Raw genomic sequence first — 18,499 nt, 5'->3', positions numbered from 1 at the left:
GTTGGGGCGGCCGGCCCAACGCCCCCTCTCAGCTACGTCAGTTGACGCCGATCCGCGCCAGCATGTCGACGAGCCGGCTCTGCACCTGGGGGCTGGTCGACCGCTCCGCGAGGAACAGCACCGCCTCGCCCGAGCCCAGCCGCGGCAGGTCCGCCGGGCCGACGGCGGCCGTGTAGACGACGAGCGGGGTCCGGTTGAGCTGCCCGTTCGAGCGCAGCCAGTCGATGATCCCGGCCTGGCGCGGGTGCACCTGCATCAGGTCCATCACGACCAGGTTCGGGCGCAGTTGCCCGGCCAGCGTCACCGCGTCCGTCTCGCCGGCGGCCCGCGCCACCTGCATCCCGCGCCGCTCCAGCGCCGCCGTCAGCGCCAGCGCGATCTCCGCGTGCTCCTCGATCAGCAGGACGCGCGGCGGGTGCTGCTCGCTGTCGCGCGGCGCGAGCGCCTTCAGCAGGACGGCAGGGTCGGCGCCGTACGCCTCCTCGCGCGAGGCCTGTCCGAGGCCGGCCGTGACCAGCACCGGGACCTCGGCGGCCACGGCGGCCTGCCGCAGCGACTGGAGCGCGGTACGGGTGATCGGCCCGGTCAGCGGGTCAACGAACAGCGCGGCCGGGAAGGCGGCGATCTGCGCGTCGACCTCCTCGCGCGAGTTCACGATCACCGGGCGGTAGCCGCGGTCGCTGAGCGCCTGCTGGGTCGTCACGTCCGGTGCGGGCCACACCAGCAGCCTGCGCGGGTTGTCCAGCGGCTCCGGGGGCAGCTCGTCGTCCATCGGCTGCGGGCCCGGGGTGTCCGAGACCTCGACCGCGCCGCCGGGACCGTCCAGCGGTTCGGGCCCCTCGGCCGCGTTCTCGTCCGGGGCGCCGATGGCGTACGAGCGTCCCGCGCCCTCGGTGCTCGGGGCGAGCCGGGACTGCCCGGCCAGCGACGGCTGGGCGGCGGGCGGAGTGGGCGGAGTGGGCGCCGGGGTGGGCTGCTCGGCCGTCGGGTGCGGGCGGGCGCCCTCTCCACGCGCGGCCGGGTCGGGCGGCGTACCGAGCTTGCGGCGTCGTCCGGCGCCGCCCGGCTGGTGCGGGGGCGGGGTCGCGGTCGGCTGCTGTACCTGCGCGGCCTGCCGGGAGAACGGCACGCCCTGCCCCAGGGTGCGCACGCTGAACGCCCGCCCCTGCGTCGAGTCGGGGTCGACCGGGGCGGCGGCCGACTCGGCCGGGAGCGGCTGGGCGGCACGTGGCTGCGGCTGCCCGACGGGACGCTCCGGGGGCAGCGGCGTACCGGCGCCGGAGGTGTCGTCGGCGGCGGGCCACTGCTGGGGGGCCGGTGCCGGGGCGGGGGCGGCGGGCGTGGCGGGGGCGGGCTGTGCGGCGGCGGCCGCCTCGGCCGGCATGGGCTGACCGCCGTTCGCGGGCGGCAGCGCCGGGGCCGCCTGCTGCGGGGCCTGCGCGGGGGGTGCCGGCTGAGCGGGGGCCGCCGGTGCCTGGGCCGCGGGGGCGGGGAGCGCTTGAGCAGGGTTTGCCTGCGCTGCGCCCTGCCCCGGAGTGCCCTGCGCGGGTACGGCGGCACTCGGGAGCGCGTGTGGGGCGGGCGCGGCCTGGGCCGCTGCACCGGCCGGAGACGCAGCCTGCGGCGCGGGAGCCTGAGCGGCCTGGGCCTGGGCGGCCTGGGCCTGGGCGGCGGGTGCTTGAGCCGCTGGTGCCTGTGCGGGGGGTGCGGGCTGAACGGGGGCCACCGGGGCCTGTGTGGGGACGCTCTGCCCGGCGGTCGCCTGGGCGGGAACGTTCGCGGTGGGGACGTTCGCGGTGGGGACGTTCGCGGCGGGAGCGCCCGGCGCGGGCGCCGCCGCGGGAGCCTCCGCCGTGGGCGCCATCGCGCGTCGGCGGCGGCCCGTCGGCGCGCTGGTGGGGTGCGGCAGGGGCGGGGTGTGGTCCTCGGCCTGGTCGTGCGGCACGGCGTCGTGCCGGCCGTCCTCGCTCGCCGGACCACCTGCGTGCGGCGCCTGCCCCTGGGCAGGGACCGGCACCTGAGCGGGGACCGGCACCTGAGCGGGAACGGGTGCTTGAGCGGGAACGGGTGCCTGAGCGGGAACGGGCGCCTGGGCGGGAACGGGCGCCTGGGCCGGGACCGGGGCAGGGCCGTTCGGCGCCCCCTCCGGGGCGGGCGTCCGGTCGGCCGCGGCGGGCGGCAGGGCGAAGACCTGACGCGGGCCCGCCTGCTGCGCGGCGGCAGGCGCCAGCGCGGGGGCCAGGGCACGCCGACGGCGACCGCTCGGCTGCGCGCCCTCGGCCTGCGAGGCATCCGTCTGCCCGGCCTGCGAGGCAACCGTCTGCCCGGCCTGCGGACCTGACTGCGCACCGGCGGCGGGCAGCGCGGGCGGCAGGGCGTGCCGCTGACCGGCCTGCGGGGCGGCACCACCGGCGGGCACGGGAACGCCCCGTGGCGGCACCGTCCCGCCCAGACCCGTACCCACGGCCGCGGCTCCCGCGGCATGCTCGGCCGCCGTCATGACGGCCCCCTCGGACACACCCTGGCCACCGGTCGCCGCACCCTCCGCGCCGTCCACGGCCCCGGCGTCCTCGGCGTCGGCACGCCTGCCGCGCCGGCGCCCGGTACCGCCGGACACCTCCGCGCTCTCGGCCGCGGCCAGCGCCGCCTCCTCGGCCGCACGCCTCCTGCGCCGCCCGGTCGGTGCGGGCGCCTCGCCCTCGGCACCGCCGGCCGCGCCCGCCACCTCGCTCTCCAGGAACGAGTCGACGGAGGCCCGCCGGGCCCGCCGCCGTCCACCGGACGCCGACGCCTGCTCGGCGGGGACATCCCCGTCGGACGCGGCCGGCTCGGCCGAACCGGCTTCGAGGGCAGCCACATTGGCGCCGACGACGTCGCCGGCACCCACGGCCGCGACGGCCACCTGGGCGGCGGGCACCGAACCGGCCCCGCCTCCGATCGGCACCTCCAGCACGAACGCGCTGCCGCTCATGCCCGGCACCTCGTGCGTCTGGAGCACACCCCCGTGCGCCCGTACGATCCCGCGCACGATCGGCTCGTGCACCGGGTCGCCGCCGGAGTACGGCCCGCGCACCTCGATGCGCACGACCTCACCGCGCTGCGCGGCGGCCACGACGACCGTGTTGTCCATGTAACCGCCCCTGGACACGGGCGAGTTGCCGGTCGCGTCGACACCGGCGACGTCCGCGATCAAATGGGCCAGGGCGGAGGCCAGCCGCTGCGGGTCGACCTCGGCCTCGATGGGCGGCGCGTGCACGGCGAACTGGACCCGGCCGGGCCCGATGAGCTCGATGGCGCCCTCGACACCGGCGGCGACGACGGCGTCGAGCATCACCTTCATACGGGTGACGTCCTCGGCGCCCGAGTCGAGCCGCTGGTAGGCGAGCACGTTGTCGATGAGCTGCGTGATGCGCGTGTAGCCCGCGGACAGGTGGTGCAGGACCTGGTTGGCCTCGGGCCACAGCTGTCCCGCGTCGTCGGCGGCGAGGGCGGACAGTTCGCGGCGCAGCTCGTCCAGCGGGCCGCGCAGCGAGCGCCCGAGCAGCGTGAGGAGTTGCTCGTGCCGCCCGGACAGGGCCTCGTAGCGGTCCTTCTCCCGCTCACCGAGGGCGGCGTAGCGCTCCTCGCTCGCGGCGATCTCCTCCGCGTGCTTCTCGGTGAGTTCCCTGACCTCGGCCGTGCGCTTCTCGGTCAGTTCCTCGACCTCGGCCGCGTGCTTCTCGGTGAGCTCCTCGACCTCGCTCACGTGCTTCTGGCGCAGCGCGGTCAGGTCGGAGGCGTGCTCCTCGGAGAGCCGTTCCAGCTCCTCGGCGTGCTTCTTCTCCTCGGCGGCCTTCTCCTCGGCGAGGGTGTCGTACGGCCGCCGGTCGGTGAACGTCATCACGGCGCCGACGAGCTGCTCGCCGTCGCGCACGGGCGCAGTCGTCAGGTCGACCGGCACCTTCTTGTCGCCCTTGGACCACAGCACCTGCCCGCGCACCCGGTGCTTGCGGCCGGAGCGCAGGGTGTCGGCGAGCGGCGACTCGTCGTACGGGAAGGGCGTGCCGTCGGGGCGGGAGTGCAGGACGAGGTCGTGCAGTTCCTTGCCGCCGAGTTCGCCGGCCCGGTAACCCAGTATCTGGGCGGCGGCCGGGTTCACCAGGACGATGCGCCCGTCGGTGTCCGTGCCGACGACGCCCTCGGCGGCCGCCCGCAGGATCATCTCGGTCTGCCGCTGCGAACGCGCCAGCTCGGCCTCGGTGTCGACGGTCCCGGACAGGTCGCGTACGACGAGCATCAGCAGCTCGTCGCCCGTGTAGCCGTAACTGTCGTACGCCTGCTGGCCGTTCTCCAGGTTCGCGCTGGTGACCTCGACCGGGAACTCGCTGCCGTCGGTCCGCCGCGCCGTCATCCGCGCCGGCTTGGTCTGCCCGCGCAGGTCCATGTGCTCGGGCCGCCGCATGGAGCCCGGGATCAGCTTGGAGTCGAACTCCGGGAGCAGATCGAGCAACCCGCGCCCCACGAGCGCTGTGCCGGGCGTCTCGAACGCCTCCAGCGCGATCGTGTTCGCGTTGACGACCGTGCCGTTGGCGTTGACCAGCAGCAACGCGTCGGGCAGCGCGTCGAGTATGGCTGCGAGGCGAGCAGCGCCTCGGGATGGCCTGCTGCTCACGAGACGCTTCCTCCCTGTTACCGCACCTTGCCGACCGCTCGGGCCATCTTGCCAACCGTCCCGCAGCGTGTCACGCGAGGGAGTCTAAGGGCAGCGGCCGTCCTCGCGACGCCGGATGGGAGGGAGGTCGCCCGAGGAGTGACGGTGAGCGTGTGCTCGCGTGGATCCACTCCCCCGAGACCTTTGCGGGACCTTTACGGCAACGGGTGCTTCGCCATGAAATGCCCGTGTACGACGCGCAGTCGGACCCTCAGTGCTCGAACTCACGCACTGGTTCCGTGGGGGCGCAGGTCCGGCAGCAGCGGCACCATCGCGTCCCACCGCCCGATCTCGCACCCGTCGCCGCGGTCGTACGTCGCGTCGACGGGGCGCCCGGCCCAGGTCCCGGTGACATGCGCGGTGGCCGGACCGCCGTACTGCATGGTGCAGACCTGGTCCGGCGGCACCGGGGCGAAGGGGTCGCGGCCCCACTGGGTGTTCCCGTCGACGGCGCGGCAGGCGCCGGCCGTGTCCGGGTGACTGCCGCCGCCGGGATGGCAGAACAGCTCGTACGTCCCGTCCCGCCCGTCACCCGCGTCCCGGACGGTGACGGTCAGGTGATCACCGGCCCGGTCCTCGGGCCGGACGGGCGGCGGGAAGGAGAGGGCCGCCGCGGTGGCGGGGGCGGAGATCGAGGTGACGGCGGCGACGGCGGCGAGACAGGCCGTGACCGCACCGGCGGCTCGCGAGGTGATCGGCGACATGACCTGACCAACGCCGCAGGCCCCCCGTACGTTGCGCAGGCGCCCCGCTGACGAGAAGGACTTTGCCCTGCGGGCCGAGTGCCTAGTACCGTGGGGGGCGATTGGTGACGGCACACTCGACTGTGTCATCATCTGCAACGCACCCACTCGCGCGCTCGCGTGGAGAGGTCGCACTGGAGGCGTCGCCTAGTCCGGTCTATGGCGCCGCACTGCTAATGCGGTTTGGGCCTTAAAGCCCATCGAGGGTTCAAATCCCTCCGCCTCCGCACTTGATCACCGAGGCCCCGGTCCACAAGGATCGGGGCCTCGGTGTTTCCGTGTCCGGGACCCCGTGTCCGCCCTTCCGCGCTCATCGCCCCTATGGACGTTTTCGCAGGTCAGAGTGGGTGAGGGGATCGGATTTCACATGCGGGCGGCAGTCATGTAATGTTCTTCCTGTCGCCGCGAGCGGGCCGAAAGGGCCGGGAACGAAGACAGAAAAACAGAACAAGCACTCGTAGCTTAACGGATAGAGCATCTGACTACGGATCAGAAGGTTGCAGGTTCGAATCCTGCCGAGTGCACAGTGAACAGAGGCCCCGGAGAAATCCGGGGCCTCTTGCGTTACCCGATACGCCCGCCGGCCGCGTAGTGGCCGGGGGTCGTGCCCACGAGGCGCTTGAAGTGCCGGGTGAGGTGGGACTGGTCGTGGAAGCCGACGGCGGCTGCCACCTGTGCGGGTGGGTGGCCGTCGAGGAGCCGGCGGCGGGCGCGGTCGATGCGACGGGCCATCAGGTACTGGTGCGGGGCGATGCCGAACGTGGCGCTGAAGGCCCGTACGAGATGGGTGGGGTGGGCGTGGACCAGCTTCGCGGCCTCGTCCAGGGTGACGCCCTGGAGCAGCCGTTCGTCGATCAGTTCCCGCAGGCTGACCGAGGAGCTGGGGGTACGGGCACCGGTGCGGTTCGCCTTCAAGTTCCTGTGCCGCGGGGTGATCAGCCCGTACTGGCTCGGGGTGCACGAGGCGGCCGTCGGTGAGGCGATCACCCCCGACCCGGCGGAGATCGCCTGGCACGGCTGGCTCACCGAGCGCGAGCTGGACGAGGCGCTCGCGCGGTGGACGTTCGTACCGGACGGGGTCGAGGCGCTGCGGCGCTACCGCGGGCTGGGCGACTGATACGGACAGCCGCCTTCCGCGCGGCCGGGTTTCCCACGGCGAGGGGAGCCCGGCCGCGCGGGTACGTACGCCGTCGTTCCGTCCGTCGTCAGCGGTTCTGCGGGCGTTCGCGGCGGACCACCGGCTTGCGGCCCTTGATGGTGCTGCCGCGCAGGGCGCGGATCACCTCGGGGGCGGCGTTGTCGGGGACCTCCACCAGGGAGAAGCGGTCGGCGATCTCGATCGCGCCGATGTCCCGGCCGCTCAGCTGCGTCTCGCCGGCGATGGCGCCGACCAGGTCCTGCGGGCGCATCCCGGCGCTGCGGCCGGCGCCGACGAACAGGCGCGTCATGCCGCGCGAGGGCGGGCCGCCACCCTTGCGTCCGCGCGGGGCGCGCTCCCGGCCCCGCTCCATGGGCGCGACCTCCGGGATCTCCTCCTCGTCGACCGCGGCGCCGCTCGCCTCGTGCGCCAGCTTCACCGCCGCCAGCGCCACGTCCATGACGTCGAAGTCGTCCGCGAGGGTCTCCACCACGACCCGGAAGCGGTCCAGGTCCTCGTCCTCCAGGATGCTCTCGTGCAGCGAGGCCCGGGTCAGCTCCAGCCGGCGGGCGCGCAGGTCAGCGATGGACGGCACGCTTTCCACCGGGATACGGCGGCCCGTCGCCCGTTCGATCGCCTTGAGCTGCCGGTGCTCCCGCGGCTCCGCGAGCATGATCGCCACGCCCTCGCGCCCGGCGCGGCCGACCCGGCCGATGCGGTGGACGTAGGACTCCGGCGCGGAGGGGACGTCGTAGTTGACCACGTGCGTGAGGTGCTCGACGTCGATGCCGCGGGCGGCGACGTCGGTGGCGACCAGCAGGTCGGCGGTGCCGCCGCGCAGGCGCCCCATGACCCGGTCCCGCTGCTCCTGACTCAGGCCGCCGTGCAGGGCCTCGGCCCGGTAGCCGCGCCCGTTGAGGGTCTCGGCCAGCTGGTCGACCTGTTCGCGCGTGCGGCAGAAGACGATGGCGGCCTCCGGGGCCTCCAGGTCCAGCAGCCGGCCGAGCGCGGCGGGCTTCTGCGCCCTGCGTACGACGTAGGCCGACTCCCGTATCTTCGGGGCCTCGCCCGGCGCCGGTGCCTCCCGCTCGATCTGGATCCGGACCGGCTCGCGCAGATGACGCCGGGCCATCGAGTCGATGCGGTCCGGCATCGTCGCGGAGAACAGAACCGTCTGACGGTCCTCCGGCACGTTCTCCAGGATCGAGTCGATGTCCTCCGAGAAGCCCATGTCGAGCATCTCGTCGGCCTCGTCGAGGACGACCGTCCGCAGTTCGTCCAGCCGGAGCGTGCCGCGGGCGATGTGGTCCAGGGCGCGGCCGGGCGTCGCCACCACCACGTCGACGCCGCGTTCCAGGGAGCGCAGCTGGCGCCCGATCGGCTGGCCGCCGTAGACGGGCAGCACACGGATGCCCATGTCGCTGCCGTAGCGGTGCACGGCCTCCGACACCTGGATGGCCAGCTCCCGGGTGGGCACCAGCACCAGGGCGGCGGGGGCGCGTTCCTTGCGGTTCCGGGGGATGCGCTCGAGGACCGGCAGGGCGAACGCGGCGGTCTTGCCGGTGCCCGTGGCGGCCTGGCCGAGCAGGTCGTTGCCCTCCAGGAGGGGAGGGATGGCCTCGCGCTGGATCGGGGTGGGCTCCTCGTAGCCCAGTCCTGTCAGGGCCCGCAGGAGCTCCGGCCCCAGATTGAGATCGGCGAAGCTGACCTGTTCCTCTTCGGCGGTCGCGTCTGTGGTGGTGTCTGTTGTCATGGGCGCACCCCTTCCTCCAGAAGCCGGCGGTCAGGCCCTCGGGCCTCGGGTCGGCTCTCGGTCGGCGCGAGCGTGCAGTACCGGCTCGAAAGTCTGCTCAGTGCCGACCGGGTGAGCCGCTGAAACGGCGACTGAACAGCAAGAACGCCCGCGATCGCGATCACGGGCGATACGACTTCGGATCCACGACTCCTCCCTCACGACGCTACACCGCGCCCGAGGCCGCGCAACCGCAGGTCGCGCAACCACAGGTCGATGCGGTACGGGCGCCCGGAGCGCCCCGCGTGCCACCGCTCGCCGCCCCTCGACTCCCCCCGTCCTTCCTGGCCTTGACCCATGGATCACCCGGGGCTCAAGCGGTAAGTTCCTTCCGCGGCGAAGGAGTTCGCACGGGGAGTTCCGGCGACGGAGCTCGGGCGGAGGGCAGGTACGTGAGCGGACATCTGCACGACGAGGGCCACACGATCGCCGGCTGGACCGGCTTCCTCATCGGGACCGTCGGGTCCACAGTGGCGGGCGGCGGCGTGGTCATGGCCTCGCCGCTCCTGATCAGCGGCGGCCTGGCGATCGTCGCGGTCGCCGTCCTGGTGACCTGGGCCCTGCACCTCGCCGGCTGGGGCAAGCCCCCGGGCCCCCGCCCCCGCGACACCTGGAACCTGCGCAGCCGCGACCGAGCCGCCCGCCAGGGCCACCCCGGCTGCGTCGGCTGCCGCCTGGCCGGCCGGGCGTCCCACACGACGACCGCCGTCCAGCCGGTGGCCGACACGGGAGAGTCGCAGCTGGCGGCTGCTGACGCGGGGGTCTGACCGGCGGCACCGCGGCGGGCGTTGCCCGGACACGTCGACGCACACCCGCAAGCGAGTCCCGGAGAGGTTGCGCAGGGCGGCAGGTCGCAGGCTGCAAGGTCGATGGCATGACCCGTTGTCAGTGGCGCCGCCTACCCTCGGTGGTGATGGGACGCGCATGGACATGCACAGGGATGCGGTGGTCGGCGGCCGGGCCCGCGCTGGTGTGGGACGGCGGGCGGAGCAGTGCGCTGGCCTGGGGGAAGCGGGTGGCCTTCGAGGTCGTCGAGGGGGGTGTGCGCAGATGCGGGGGAGCGCGGGGGAATCCGTGCGCGGTGCGGGCGGCCGTGTCCGGGCGGAGTACGGGGGCGCGGTGCGAGGAGTGTGCGCGGCTGGACCGGGCGCACTCCGTGGCCGCCGACACGATCGCGGACGACCCGCGGCCGTACCACGTATATCTGGCGTGGTTCGGGCCCGGCATGGTCAAGGTCGGGATCACGGCGCTCGAACGGGGCTCGGCGCGGCTGCTGGAGCAGGGTGCCGTCTGTTTCAGCTGGCTGGGCCACGGTCCGTTGATGGCCGCCCGGCGTACCGAGGAGCTGTTGCGGGCCGCGCTGCGGGTGCCGGACCGGATCCCGTACGCCGAGAAACGGGCGGTGCGGGCGGCGCTGCCGGAGACGGCGGACGAACGGGCCGCAGAGATACGGGAGTTGTACGCGCGAGCCGTGGTGCTGGACGCGTGGCCGGACTCGCTCGTCCGTGAGCCCTGCCAAGTCGCCGACCACACCGAGGTGTTCGGGCTGGCGCGGGCGGACGCCCCTGTGGGCGATGTGGTGGAGCTCGTGCCCGGGGGGAGCGTGAGCGGTGAGCTGGTGGCCGCCGCCGGACCTGATCTGCATCTCTCGGTCGCGGGGCGGGGAGTTGTCGTGCTCGACACCCGGCTGATGACCGGTTGGGAGCTCGCCCCCTCGCGCGCGGATCGCGATGAAATCAGCGTGCGGGTACGGGAGTTCAGGAAGGCGCGGGAGGAGCAGGAGGGGCTCTTCTGAGCTGGGCGCCCGCTGAGAGGAGCCTGTGCGTTTTCAGGGAAATCACAGATGGGGGAAAGCCTGCTCTCAGAGGACGCCGACAAGGTGTCCACCATGACCACGACCTCGCCCCAGGGGCGCACGGAACTGCTGAGGCCGGACGGCAGCCCCGTCCGCGTGCTGGTGGTGGACGACGAGCAGTCCATCGCCGAACTGCTGAGTATGGCCCTCCGTTACGAGGGCTGGCAGATCAGAAGTGCGGAGGACGGGCAGGGGGCCATCCGCACCGCCCGTGACTTCCGGCCCGACGCCGTCGTCCTGGACATGATGCTGCCCGACATGGACGGGCTGGCCGTCCTCGGGCGGCTGCGCCGCGAACTGCCGGACGTGCCCGTGCTGTTCCTGACCGCCAAGGACGCGGTCGAGGACCGTATCGCCGGACTCACCGCGGGCGGCGACGACTACGTCACCAAGCCGTTCGGCCTGGAGGAGGTCGTGGCCCGGCTGCGCGGACTGATCCGCCGGTCCGGGGCGGCCGCCTTCCGGCGTGCGGACTCCGTCCTCGTCGTCGGCGACCTGACCCTGGACGAGGACAGCCACGAGGTCGCACGGGCTGGGGAGCACATCCACCTCACCGCCACCGAGTTCGAACTGCTGCGGTTCCTCATGCGCAACCCGCGCCGCGTCCTCAGCAAGGCGCAGATCCTGGACCGGGTCTGGTCCTACGACTTCGGCGGCCAGGCCAACGTCGTCGAGCTCTACATCTCCTATCTGCGGCGGAAGATCGACGCCGGCCGTGAGCCGATGATCCACACCCGGCGCGGCGCGGGGTACCTGATCAAGCCCGCCGTCTCATGAGCGGACGCCCACGGACGCCGGTGGACGCCTAGCGTGGCGGGCATGGCAGGCGGAACGGCGGCGCACGCTGCGGACGCGCGGCTCGTCCTCGCGTCCGCCCTGCGGAGCTGCGCGCGGCCGGCCGGCCACCCGCCGGCCGTTCCACGGAAGCGCGCTGTACGCCGTACAGGAGTCGCTATACGGTGTACAGCATGCCCGCTTCTCCAGGCCACCACCCCCAGCGCTGGCTGATCCTCGGCGTCATCTGCCTCGCCCAGCTCACCGTGCTGCTGGACAACACCGTCCTCAACGTGGCCATCCCCTCGCTCACCCGCGAGCTGCACGCGGCCACCTCGGACATCCAGTGGATGATCAACGCGTACTCCCTGGTGCAGTCCGGCCTGCTGCTCACCGCGGGCAGCGCGGCCGACCGCTACGGCCGCAAGAAGATGCTGATCGCGGGCCTGATCCTGTTCGGCGCGGGCTCGCTGACGGCCGGACTCGCCGACTCCACCGCCCAGTTGATCGCCGCGCGCGCCGGCATGGGCGTCGGCGGCGCGCTGCTGCTGACCACCACCCTGGCCGTGGTGATGCAGATCTTCAGCCCCGACGAGCACCCCAGGGCGATCGGCATCTGGAGCGCCGTCAACGCGCTCGGGTTCGCGATCGGCCCGCTGATCGGCGGCTTCGTGCTGAACCACTTCTGGTGGGGCGCGATCTTCCTTATCAACCTGCCGGTCGCGGCGCTCGGCCTCGCCGCGGTCGTGGCCCTCGTCCCGGAGTCGAAGAACCCGCAGGGCAGCCGCCCCGACCTGCTCGGCGCCCTGCTCTCCACCGTCGGCATGACCGCCCTGGTCTTCGCGGTCATCTCCGGTCCGTCGGCCGGCTGGACCTCCCCCCGCGTCCTGGTGAGCGCGCTCGTCGCGCTGTGCGTCCTCGCGCTGCTCGCCCGCTGGGAGAGCCGCATTGCCCACCCCATGCTCGACCCGCACTTCTTCCGCGACCGCCGGTTCACCGGCGCGGTGGCCGGAGCGGTGCTGATCACCTTCGGCATGGGCGGAGCGCTGTTCCTGCTCACCCAGCACCTCCAGCTCGTGCTCGGATACGGCCCCCTGGAGGCCGGTCTGCGCATCGCGCCGCTCGCCCTGTCCGTCGTCGCGCTCAACTTCTCGGGGCTGTCCACGAAGTGGTCGGCGAGGCTCGGCACGCCCGCGTCGATCCTGCTGGGCATGGTGCTGATGGCGGCCGGACTGGTGTCGATCGCCACCGTGGCCACCGGCGGCTACGCCGGGACGCTGCTCGGGCTGCTGCTGATCGGCGGCGGCTGCGCGCTGGCCAACCCGGCCATGGCGCACGCCATCATGAGTGCGATCCCGCCGGAGAAGGCCGGGGCCGGAGCCGGGATCAACGGCACGCTCGCGGAGTTCGGCAACGGACTCGGCGTGGCGGTGCTCGGCGCGGTCCTCAGCTCCCGGGTCTCCTCCGGGGGCCTGGTTGCCGGGCTGGAAGCGGGGCAGTTGGTGGGAGCGGTGGCCGTGCTGCTCGGCGGCATCGCGGCGGGAGGCCTGCTGCGCCGGGCGGAGAAGGCCACCGCCGACAGGGCCCTAGCATCGTGACGTCACGGGAGAAGGGTGCGCCGATGGGGAAGGACGCCGGACGGTCGGCGCGCAGCAGCGTCTGGCTGGAGGGCAAGGAGCGGCGCGGCGCGCGCGGCGGCCAGCCCTCGGGGCTGGACCGCGACCGGATCACCGAGGCCACCGTGCGTCTGCTCGACGCCGATGGGCTGGAGAAGTTCTCGATGCGGCGGCTCGCCACCGAGCTGAACGTGACCGCGATGTCCGTGTACTGGTACGTCGACACCAAGGACGAGCTGCTCGAACTCGCCCTGGACGCCGCCTTCGGCGAGCTGCGGCTGCCCGACACGGAGGCCGCGGACGAGGACTGGCGCGACCAACTGCGCACGCTCGCCCGGGAGTACCGCCTCCTGCTGGTGCGCCACCCCTGGCTGTCGCCGCTCGCCGGGCGCTTCCTCAACATCGGCCCCCACGCGCTCGCGTTCTCGCGCCGCGTGCAGCAGGTCGTCCGCCGCACGGGGCTGCCCGCGCGCGGCATCACGGGCGCCATCTCCGCCGTCTTCCAGTTCGTGTACGGATTCGGCACGATCGAGGGCCACTTCGCCGCCCGCGTCGACGCGACCGGCATGAGCGCGGACGAGTACGTGCGTACGGCCATGAGCGCGGTGTCCGAGGCGCCGGGCGCCGCCGACGTCGTCCAGGAGTCCGCCGACATCATGGCGGCGCGCGGCGGCGACACGGTCGAGGAGATGCTGGAGCGGGACTTCACCTTCGCCCTGGACCTGCTGGTGTCCGGGATCGAGTCGATGGTCGAACGCGGCTGACCCGGCCGGACCCGAGCCGGCCCCCACCGGACCGCGGATACCCGCCGCCCCACCGGACGGCGGATGCCCGCCGCCCCACCGGACGGCGGATGCCCGTCGCCCGCCCGGGCCGCGGATGCCCGTCGCCCCGCCCGGACGGCGGATGCCCGTCGCCCCGCCGGACGGCGGATACCCGTCGCCCGCCCGGGCCGCGGTTACCCGCCGCCCTACCGGACGGCGGATGCCCGTCGCCCGCCGGACCGCGGATGCCCGCCGCCCCGCCGGACCGCGGATGCCCGCCGCCCCACCGGACGGCGGATGCCCGTCGCCCCATCGGAGCGTGGCTACTCGCGTCCTCGCCGGGCCCGCGGCTTCTCGTCGTCCGCGTCGGCCCGCGCCTACTCCCCGCCCGCGCCAGCTCGCCGCTACTCGGCCCGGCCGCGCCCGCGCCGGCCCGCCGCTACTCGCCGCCCGCGAGCCGCGCGGGGAAGCCGCCGGTTGCCACCGGTCCCCAGCGCTCGGGTGTGATCCGGATGATCGACTTGCCCTGACGGCGCATCGCCTCCCGGTACTCGTCCCAGTCCGGGTGCTCCCCGGCGATGTTCCGGTAGTACTCGACGAGCGGCTCGACGGAGTCCGGGGTGTCGAGGACCTCCGCCGTGCCGTCGATCTGGACCCACGGCCCGTTCCAGTCGTCGCTGAGCACGATCAGGCTGACCCGCTCGTCTCGCTTGGCGTTGCGCGTCTTCGCGCGCTCCGGGTACGTGGAGACCACGATCCGGCCCGAGTCGTCGACCCCGCAGGTCAGCGGCGAGCCCTGGGGGCCGCCGTCGCCGCGCCGGGTCAGCAGGACGGCGCGGTGCCGGGGTCGTACGAAGTCCAGCAGCTCGTCGAGGGAGACGTCGGTGTTCGTCGCGATGTTCGGTGCCATGCGGGCAGCTTAGGGGCGGCCGCCGCGTCGGCTACGCCTGCGGCAGCGCGTCGCCCTGGACCGCCTGCACGTCCAGCTCGACCTTCAGCGTCGTGCTGATGGCGGCGATGCCCGCCTGGACGATCTGGTTGTAGGTGATGGCGAAGTCCTCGCGGTGCAGCTGCGTCGTCGCGCGGAAGGCCGCGCGGGTGCCACCCCATGGGTCGGCTCCGGTGCCGAGGTAGGACAGGTCGAGGTCCACCGGGCGTACGACACCGTGCAGCGACAGCTCGCCGTGCACCGTCCAGCGGTCCGGCCCGGCCGCCGTCAGACCGGTCGAGCGGTAGGTGATCTCGGGGTGCCGCTCGACGTCCAGGAAGTCGGCGGAGCGCAGGTGGGTGTCGCGCATGCCGTTGCCGGTGTCGATGGAGGCGGCGCGGATGACCGCCTCGACCCGGGACTTGGCGATGTCGTCGGGGGCGATCTCGATGGTGCCCGTGAAGTCGGTGAACCGGCCGTGCACGCTGGAGATGCCCAGGTGCTGGGCCGTGGCGCCGACCGCGGAGTGCGCCGGGTCGATCGTCCAGGGGCCGGGCGGGGGCAGTTCGGTGCCGCCCCGCCGGGCCAGGGTCATCGTGCCGACGTCGGCCCGCCCGCTGGCGGTGACGATCGCGCTGGCGGCCGCGGGTGCGTAGCCGACGGCCGTGACGATGACGGTGTACGCCCCCGGCGCCAGCGCCGTCGTGTTGTGCACGGTCCCGTCCGCGTCCGCCTCCGCGCGCAGCACCTGCGTGCCCGTCATGTCGGTGACGGTGACGACCGCGTGCGAGACGGCCCAGCCGTCGCGGGTGCGGATCCTCGCGGTCAGTCCCATGCCGCCCATCCCGTTTTTCTCCCTGCAAAGCCTTGCGAACCGGTCATGAAGAACCGGCCCGTGGCACGCGCGCCGCCGCTCATAGCGCGCGGCCCGCCACGGGCCGGGGTCCAACTACTCGCCGGGGTGGGCGAGTTCGATGTCGTGGCCGTCGACTCCGGTGCCGGCGACCGTGAGGGCTGTCGCCACCGGCGGGTAGCCCGTCGCGATGACGGTGTACTCGCCGCCGTCCAGGTCGGCGAAGGCGTACGCCCCGTCCGTCCCGGTGGTGGCCGAGCCGACCACGTTGCCCGCCGCGTCCACGAGGGTCACGCGGGCGTCGGCCAGCGGGCCGTGCGGAGCCCGCACGACACCCTGGAGCCGGGCGCCGGAGTCGAGGCCGACCTCGATCCGGGTGACGCCGGTGGCGCCGATCTCGACCGGCAGGGCGCGCGGCCGGAACCCGGCCGCGTTCACCGCGACGGTCACCGCGCCGGGCACCAGCTCGGCGAAGCCGAACTCGCCCTGCTCGCTGGTGGATCCGGTGGCCAGCAGTTCACCGCGCACGTCGGTGACGATCACCATCGCGCCCGGCACCGGCTGGGCGTCCGCGGTGGCGCGGACGACACCGCTGAGCCCGCTGGTGCCGCTGAGGAGGATGTCGTACGGCACCGGCTCGCCGTTCACCACGAGCGTGGCGGCCTGCGGCTGGAAGCCGTCGGCGGAGGCGATCAGGACGTACGTCCCCGCGCTCGGCGCGTCCAGCGCGTAGGCGCCGTCGGCGTGGGCGACCGCGCGGCCCAGTTGGCGGCCGGAGAGCGAGATCAGGGTGACCGCGGCCTGCGCGAGGGGGGCGCTCTCGGCGCCGCGGACGAAGCCGTGCACCGGGATGCCGCCGCCGGACGACGCGGCCGGCTCACCGGCGGCCGCGGTGGCGACGGCGGTCGACTCGGCCACCCCGGCTACCTCGGCTGCCTGGGTGCCGTCCTCGGGGCTCACCTCGGTCTGCGCCCAGCTCGGGACCTTCTCCTCGGGCATCGTCCCGTCCTCCCGGGCCGGTGCGGACACCGTCGCGTCGGCCGCGGCCGCGGTCGCGGCCTCCGCCCCGGCGGAGTCGGCGGCGGCCTGCGCCAGCGCGCCCTTGGTCCGCAGCGGGACCTCCTTGATGAACAGCGTGATCAGGAACGCGAGGGCCGCCAGGCAGCCGGCGATCAGGAACACGTCGCCGATGCCATGGCCGTACGCGCTCTCCATGACGGTGCGCAGCGGCGCGGGCAGCTGGTCCATGTCCGGGATCTTGTCGCCGGAGGAGTGCGAACCGGCCATCGCGGCGGCGTACTTCGGGCTGAGCCCGGCCAGGCCGTCCCTGACGTAGTCGGTGATCTTGTGGGACATCACCGCACCCAGCGCGGAGACGCCGACCGCACCGCCGAGCGAGCGGAAGAACGTGACCGTGGAGCTGGCCGAGCCGAGGTCGCCCGGCGCCACCTGGTTCTGCGTGCACAGCACCAGGTTCTGCATCATCATGCCGATGCCGAGGCCCAGCAGCGCCATGAAGACGGCCATCTTCCAGTAGGCCGTGTCGTACCGGAGCGTGCCGAGCAGGCCCAGTCCGGCCGCCGCCAGCACACCGCCGCCGACCAGCCACGCCTTCCAGCGTCCGGTACGGGTGATGAGCTGACCGGAGACGGTGGAGGAGACGAACAGACCGCCGATCATCGGGATGGTCAGGACGCCGGACATCGTCGGGGACTCGTCGCGCGCCAGCTGGAAGTACTGGCTGAAGAACACCGTGCCGCTGAACATCGCGACGCCGACGAACAGCGAGGCGAGCGAGGCGAGCGTGATCGTGCGGTTGCGGAACAGGCGCAGCGGCATGATCGGGTCGCTGGCCTTCGACTCGACCAGGATGAACAGCAGGGTCAGGACGACGGCGCCGCCGACCATGGCGTACGTCTGCCACGACACCCAGTCGTACTTGTCACCGGCGAAGGTCACCCAGATCATCAGCAGCGACGCGGCCGCCGAGATGAAGAAGGCGCCGCCCCAGTCGACCTTCACGTTCCGCTTCGCGACGGGCAGGTGCAGGGTCTTCTGCAGCACGATCAGCGCGATGATCGCGAAGGGCACGCCGACGTAGAAGCACCAGCGCCAGCCGAGCCAGGAGGTGTCGGTGATGACGCCGCCGAGCAGCGGGCCGCCGACGGTGGCCACGGCCCACGTGGCGCCGAGGTAGCCGGAGTAACGGCCGCGCTCACGCGGGGAGATCATCGCCGCCATGACGATCTGCGCCAGGGCGGACAGGCCGCCGACGCCGATGCCCTGGACCACGCGGCAGGCGATCAGCATGCCGGGGTTCTGCGCCAGACCGGCGGCCGCCGAGCCCAGGACGTAGACCACCAGGGCGATCTGGACCAGGGCCTTCTTGCTGTACAGGTCGGCGAGCTTGCCCCACAGCGGGGTCGTGGCGGTCATCGACAGCAGGGCGGAGCTGACCACCCAGGTGTAGGCCGACTGGCCGCCGCCGAGGTCCCCGATGATCTGCGGCAGGGCGTTGGAGACGATCGTGCCGGACAGGATCGCGACGAACATGCCGAGCAGCAGCCCGGATATCGCCTCCATGATCTGCCGGTGCGTCATGGGGGCGGGACCGGAGCCTCCCCCGTGTCTGGCGTGGGCCCGCACACCGGTTGGTGTGGTCGTTGCCATGGACTTCCTTTTCTTCTCCGCGCTCATGCGGGGGTCGCGGGGGTACGAGTGGTCGTTGTCCCGAGTACGGGAGTGGGGGCGGCGGGGGCCGGGTCCGCGGCGGGCGCCGGGATCCGGGCGTGGCCGGAGCGGCAGTCGCCGAAGCTCTCCCGCAGCCGGGTCAGGAGCCCGGTCAGCCGGCCGATCTCGTCGTCCGTCCAGTCGCTCAGCCGCTCGGCCAGCAGGTCGGCCGTGCGGCGGGACAGCTCGTCGAGCATGGCGGTGCCGGCGGGGGTGAGGCGCAGGATGCGCGAGCGCTTGTCCGCCGGGTCGGGGGACCGCTCGATCCAGCCCCGCTCGGCGACGTGCGTGACGTGCCGGCTGGTGACGGACATGTCGACGGCGAGCAGCTCGGCGAGCTTGCTCATGCGCATGTCGCCGTGGCGCCCGAGCAGGGTCAGCACGGCGGCGGACCCGCCGGGACAGTCGTGGGGCAGGATCCGCCCCAGGTCCCGCTTCACGGCCCCGATGGCGCTGAGCTGCCGCGCCAGTTCCGTGAACTGCGCCTGCTCTGCCATCACACCTCCCGTATTCGTTGCTTGAGGCAACCGTATTCCTGTTGGTTGCTACAGGCAAATAAGTAGAGGCGGGGCGGTATAAAAACTTGGCAAAGGCAAGTATTGCGAATGTAAACGCG

At 73.4% G+C, this 18,499-nt stretch carries 13 protein-coding genes, 2 tRNA genes and 1 pseudogene; 8 read left to right on the top strand and 8 right to left on the bottom strand.

Translation table 11 applies throughout. The features are described 5' to 3' along the window. Positions 1–37: 37 nt before the first annotated feature. Together QFZ74_RS15260 and QFZ74_RS15255 are read right to left on the bottom strand one after the other, a co-directional pair. Positions 38–4,651: a PAS domain-containing protein gene (locus QFZ74_RS15260; protein WP_307621351.1), complete on the bottom strand. Its 4,614-nt coding sequence runs from the start codon at positions 4,649–4,651 to the stop codon at positions 38–40. 263 nt (positions 4,652–4,914) lie between these two features. Further along, positions 4,915–5,394 (bottom strand): SSI family serine proteinase inhibitor, encoded by a 480-nt coding sequence (locus tag QFZ74_RS15255; RefSeq protein ID WP_307621350.1) that lies wholly within the window; start codon positions 5,392–5,394, stop codon positions 4,915–4,917. 175 nt (positions 5,395–5,569) lie between these two features. Between QFZ74_RS15255 and QFZ74_RS15250 the strand changes: the two genes are divergently transcribed. Together QFZ74_RS15250 and QFZ74_RS15245 are read left to right on the top strand one after the other, a co-directional pair. Further along, positions 5,570–5,660: transfer RNA gene (locus QFZ74_RS15250), tRNA-Ser, on the top strand. 224 nt (positions 5,661–5,884) lie between these two features. Continuing rightward, positions 5,885–5,957 (top strand) — tRNA-Arg (locus tag QFZ74_RS15245). Positions 5,958–5,997: 40 nt separating this feature from the next. On the opposite strand, the pseudogene QFZ74_RS15240 reads toward QFZ74_RS15245, so the two are convergent. Continuing rightward, positions 5,998–6,300: pseudogene (locus QFZ74_RS15240) on the bottom strand (helix-turn-helix transcriptional regulator); the annotation flags it as partial. 31 nt (positions 6,301–6,331) lie between these two features. On the opposite strand from QFZ74_RS15240, the gene QFZ74_RS15235 reads away from it, so the two are divergent. After that, positions 6,332–6,550 carry a hypothetical protein gene (locus QFZ74_RS15235; RefSeq protein WP_307621349.1) on the top strand — a complete coding sequence of 73 codons (219 nt, stop codon included), beginning with the start codon at positions 6,332–6,334 and terminating at the stop codon, positions 6,548–6,550. Between the two features lie 88 nt (positions 6,551–6,638). On the opposite strand, the gene QFZ74_RS15230 is transcribed toward QFZ74_RS15235, so the two are convergent. Next, the gene (locus QFZ74_RS15230) at positions 6,639–8,324 is read right to left on the bottom strand and encodes a DEAD/DEAH box helicase (protein ID WP_307621348.1); all 1,686 of its coding nucleotides are present in this window, start codon (positions 8,322–8,324) and stop codon (positions 6,639–6,641) included. Positions 8,325–8,755: 431 nt separating this feature from the next. Here QFZ74_RS15230 and QFZ74_RS15225 point away from each other — a divergent pair, with 431 nt between their 5' ends. The 5 genes from QFZ74_RS15225 to QFZ74_RS15205 all read left to right on the top strand — a co-directional run bounded on the left by QFZ74_RS15225 (position 8,756) and on the right by QFZ74_RS15205 (position 13,372). Continuing rightward, positions 8,756–9,130 carry an HGxxPAAW family protein gene (locus tag QFZ74_RS15225; protein WP_307621347.1) on the top strand — a complete coding sequence of 125 codons (375 nt, stop codon included), beginning with the start codon at positions 8,756–8,758 and terminating at the stop codon, positions 9,128–9,130. 146 nt (positions 9,131–9,276) lie between these two features. Further along, positions 9,277–10,158, top strand: coding sequence for a DUF2797 domain-containing protein (locus QFZ74_RS15220; RefSeq protein ID WP_307621346.1), 882 nt, complete (start codon positions 9,277–9,279; stop codon positions 10,156–10,158). 93 nt (positions 10,159–10,251) lie between these two features. Next, positions 10,252–10,995, top strand: a complete 744-nt coding sequence (locus tag QFZ74_RS15215) for a response regulator transcription factor (RefSeq protein WP_307621345.1) — start codon at positions 10,252–10,254, stop codon at positions 10,993–10,995. 191 nt (positions 10,996–11,186) lie between these two features. Continuing rightward, positions 11,187–12,590: an MFS transporter gene (locus tag QFZ74_RS15210; RefSeq protein WP_307621344.1), complete on the top strand. Its 1,404-nt coding sequence runs from the start codon at positions 11,187–11,189 to the stop codon at positions 12,588–12,590. Positions 12,591–12,613: 23 nt separating this feature from the next. Beyond that, positions 12,614–13,372, top strand: a complete 759-nt coding sequence (locus tag QFZ74_RS15205) for a TetR/AcrR family transcriptional regulator (RefSeq protein ID WP_307621343.1) — start codon at positions 12,614–12,616, stop codon at positions 13,370–13,372. Positions 13,373–13,811: 439 nt separating this feature from the next. Here QFZ74_RS15205 and QFZ74_RS15200 read toward each other — a convergent pair whose 3' ends face one another. From QFZ74_RS15200 to QFZ74_RS15185, 4 genes are all read right to left on the bottom strand, one after another. Continuing rightward, positions 13,812–14,282: a PPOX class F420-dependent oxidoreductase gene (locus QFZ74_RS15200; protein WP_307621342.1), complete on the bottom strand. Its 471-nt coding sequence runs from the start codon at positions 14,280–14,282 to the stop codon at positions 13,812–13,814. Positions 14,283–14,313: 31 nt separating this feature from the next. Next, complete coding sequence (locus QFZ74_RS15195; protein WP_307624163.1) at positions 14,314–15,135, bottom strand: YceI family protein; 822 nt, start codon at positions 15,133–15,135, stop codon at positions 14,314–14,316. A gap of 114 nt (positions 15,136–15,249) precedes the next feature. Beyond that, on the bottom strand, positions 15,250–17,823 hold the full coding sequence (locus QFZ74_RS15190) for an MFS transporter (RefSeq protein ID WP_307621341.1): 2,574 nt from the start codon (positions 17,821–17,823) through the stop codon (positions 15,250–15,252). Between the two features lie 23 nt (positions 17,824–17,846). Beyond that, complete coding sequence (locus QFZ74_RS15185; RefSeq protein WP_307621340.1) at positions 17,847–18,380, bottom strand: MarR family winged helix-turn-helix transcriptional regulator; 534 nt, start codon at positions 18,378–18,380, stop codon at positions 17,847–17,849. Positions 18,381–18,499: the final 119 nt, after the last annotated feature.

Origin of the sequence: Streptomyces sp. V3I7, assembly GCF_030817495.1 — a bacterium.
Taxonomy (GTDB): Bacteria; Actinomycetota; Actinomycetes; order Streptomycetales; family Streptomycetaceae; genus Streptomyces.
Note: the sequence above shows the minus strand (reverse complement) of the source record. Positions and strands in the feature narration are given on the sequence as shown.